Annotated in this window: 2 rRNA genes; both read right to left on the bottom strand. The window is 54.2% G+C overall.

Annotated features, from left to right (window positions below):
- Window positions 1–94 precede the first annotated feature (94 nt).
- Window positions 95–209 (bottom strand): 5S ribosomal RNA (gene rrf, locus AC07U4_RS24730).
- Window positions 210–426: 217 nt separating this feature from the next.
- Window positions 427–3,221 (bottom strand): 23S ribosomal RNA (locus AC07U4_RS24725).
- Between the last annotated feature and the right edge of the window lie 163 nt (window positions 3,222–3,384).

The raw sequence follows: 3,384 nt of genomic DNA, 5'->3' as shown, positions 1-3,384 counted from the left end.
GTTTGGGCGGGGGTGTTGGCATCCGTCACCGGATGATGAATTGTGTATGGGTTCTTTGCCCCGAGCGTGTTGCTTCGTATCCGCCGGCTGCAATGCCTGGCGACGACCTACTCTTCCATCGCTTGAGCGATAGTACCATTGGCGCAGTCGGGTTTCACGGCCGAGTTCGGGATGGGATCGGGTGGGACACCGACGCTATAGCCACCAGGCAATGAAGCGGGCGGATGCGAAGCGGGCTCGGGGGTAACCCGTCGCAATTTGCATTGTGACGGGTTTTCAAAATCGATGCACCTTTGTGAAGGTATGTTCTGGCGTTCGACTTGTATCATCCACGCCGTCGCTGACGTTTCGCTGGTGACCCAGGATTGTCATTGATGGTGTGAGACTCTCAAAGCTTCATCAAAGTAATACTTTGATGAAATCTTGTTCAAGCGCGAATAGGACAATTAGTATCGGTTAGCTCCATGCGTTACCGCACTTCCACATCCGATCTATCAAGGTCGTGGTCTCCGACCGTCCTATGAAATCTTATCTTGAGGGAGGCTTCCCGCTTAGATGCTTTCAGCGGTTATCCCGTCCGTACATAGCTACCCTGCTGCGCCGTTGGCACGACGACAGGTACACCAGAGGTACGTTCAACCCGGTCCTCTCGTACTAGGGTCAACTCCTCTCAAATTTCGACGCCCACGGCAGATAGGGACCAAACTGTCTCGCGACGTTCTGAACCCAACTCACGTACCACTTTAATTGGCGAACAGCCAAACCCTTGGGACCTGCTCCAGCCCCAGGATGTGATGAGTCGACATCGAGGTGCCAAACAACCCCGTCGATATGAGCTCTTGGGGGTTATCAGCCTGTTATCCCCGGCGTACCTTTTATCCGTTGAGCGATGGCCCTTCCACGAGGGACCACCGGATCACTATGACCGACTTTCGTCTCTGCTCGACTTGTCAGTCTCGCAGTCAGGCGGGCTTATGCCATTGCACTCTAACAGCCGGTTTCCAACCGGCCTGAGCCCACCATCGCGCGCCTCCGTTACTCTTTAGGAGGCGACCGCCCCAGTCAAACTACCCGCCACAGAGGGTCCCTGTTCCGGCTTACGGAACGAGGTTAGACATCAGAAAACAACAGGGTGGTATTTCACCTATGGCTCCACGTCAGCTGGCGCCAACGCTTCAAAGCCTCCCACCTATGCTACACAGTTCTTTCCTAATGCCACTCTGAAGCTGCAGTAAAGGTGCACGGGGTCTTTCCGTCTAACCGCGGGTACTCCGCATCTTCACGGAGAATTCAATTTCGCTGAGCATGTCCTGGAGACAGTGGGGAAGTCGTTACGCCATTCGTGCAGGTCGGAACTTACCCGACAAGGAATTTCGCTACCTTAGGACCGTTATAGTTACGGCCGCCGTTTACCTGGGCTTCATTTCAGAGCTTGCACCCCTCCACTTAACCTTCAGGCACCGGGCAGGCGTCAGGCCCTATACGTCGTCTTGAAGCCGACTTAGCAGAGCCCTGTGTTTTTGCTAAACAGTCGCTACCCCCTGGCCTGTGCCCCCAACAAGAGCTTGCGCCTATGTTGGGCCTCCTTCTTCCGAAGGTACGGAGGCAATTTGCCGAGTTCCTTCAGGACACTTCTCTCAAGCGCCTTGGTATACTCTACCTGACCACCTGTGTCGGTTTCGGGTACGGTCTATACGGTGGGGCTATTTCCTGGGACAGTTTCGAAGCCCGGCCAATCCGTTAAGGCCGAACAACACACACCATCCGTCACACACCACCAGGCCCACGAATATTAACGTGGTTCCCATCGACTACCCCCTTCGGGCTCGTCTTAGGGGCCGGCTCACCCTGCGCGGATTAGCCTTGCGCAGGAACCCTTGGTCTTTCGGCGAGAGGGCATCTCACCCTCTTTATCGCTACTCATGTCTGCATTCGCACTTCCGATACCTCCACGACCCATTACCAGATCGCTTCACAGGCTTACGGAACGCTCCGCTACCGCGTGGATAAATCCACACCCTAAGCTTCGGTGTATCACTTGAGCCCCGTTACATCTTCGCCGCAGAAACCCTTGTTTAGACCAGTGAGCTGTTACGCTTTCTTTAAAGGATGGCTGCTTCTAAGCCAACCTCCTGGTTGTTTTGGGATTTCCACATGCTTTCCCACTTAGTGATAACTTGGGGACCTTAGCTGTAGGTCAGGGCTGTTTCCCTTTTGACGACGGACCTTAGCACCCGCCGTCTGTCTCCCGGATATCACTCCTAGGTATTCGGAGTTTGGTTAGAGTTGGTAGATCTCGCGACCCCCGCATCCATCCAGTGCTCTACCCCCTAGGGTGTCCATCCGAGGCACTACCTCAATAGTTTTCGCGGAGAACCAGCTATTTCCCGGCTTGATTGGCCTTTCACCCCTAAACACAACTCATCCGGTAACTTTTCAACGTTAATCGGTTCGGACCTCCAGTGCATGTTACTGCACCTTCATCCTGGTCATGCCTAGATCGCCGGGTTTCGGGTCTAATACTTCAAACTCAGTCGCCCTATTCAGACTCGCTTTCGCTGCGCCTACACCTAACGGCTTAAGCTTGCTTGAAACATTAAGTCACAGACCCATTATGCAAGAGGTACGCTGTCAGGCCTCAAGGACCCTCCAACTGCTTGTAGGCAATCCGTTTCAGGTACTGTTTCACTCCCCTCATCGGGGTGCTTTTCACCTTTCCCTCACGGTACTAGTTCGCTATCGGTCATGTACGAGTATTTAGGCTTAGAGGGTGGTCCCCCTATGTTCAGACAGAATTACACGTGTTCCGCCCTACTCGAGTCCGTTTACATCACTTTCGCATACGGGGCTGTCACCCGCTATGGCGCTACTTTCCAGAAGCTTCTGCTAGTTGAATAAACGGCACTGGCCTGGTCCGCGTTCGCTCGCCACTACTAACGGAATCTCGGTTGATGTCTTTTCCTCCAGCTACTGAGATGTTTCAGTTCACCGGGTTCGCTTCACGAAGCCTATTTTATTCAGCTAAGTGATACCTGTTCCCGACTAACTCCGCTCGCGACGTTGCCGTCACGGTCGAAGTTAATCGGATAGGTGGGTTTCCCCATTCGGAAATCGTCGGGTCAATGCCTGCTCACGGCTCACCGACGCTTATCGCAGCGTGCCACGTCCTTCATCGCCTGTACATGCCAAGGCATCCACGAATTGCCCTTACCTCACGCTTGAGAGTCCACACCACCAACGACAACACTGGATCGACGCCCATCGGGCGGCGACACGAAACTCGGCAGAGCAGTGCAGCGTGGTTCTACCAGGCGCCCTTTACGGACACCCTCTTGGTGCGGATGATTATAATCTCAGCCAGATTGTCGGATATGCGTCTCCACC

Source organism: Sphingomonas sp. GW821-FHT02B09, assembly GCF_059421875.1.
Note: the sequence above shows the minus strand (reverse complement) of the source record. Positions and strands in the feature narration are given on the sequence as shown.